The following is a 230-nucleotide window of genomic DNA, read 5'->3' as shown; positions in this document are numbered from 1 at the left end:
CAGCCGGAGACAGCTCCCGCCCCGGCGGAAACCGAAGCGGAGCCGGAAACACAGAACCCCTTTACCCCGGACGGGACGGGAACCGTGGTGGACAACGCCACCGACGAGGACGGTAAAGAGTTTTACACCATTACCACAGCAGACGAGAGCGTGTTTTATCTGGTGATCGACAAACAGAAAACCAGCGAGAACGTCTATTTCCTCAATACCGTTACCACAGACGACCTTCT

At 56.1% G+C, this 230-nt stretch carries 1 protein-coding gene; it reads left to right on the top strand.

What is annotated here, in order from left to right:
- On the top strand, nt 1-230 hold a 230-nt coding region (locus tag GPK90_RS18765; protein WP_215703668.1), incomplete at both ends, for a CD1107 family mobile element protein.

The organism is Clostridium sp. MCC344 (assembly GCF_018785365.1).
Lineage (GTDB): Bacteria > Bacillota > Clostridia > Lachnospirales > Lachnospiraceae > Pilosibacter.
The sequence above is the reverse complement of the archived record's forward strand: the minus strand, read 5'-3'. Positions and strand labels throughout refer to the sequence as shown.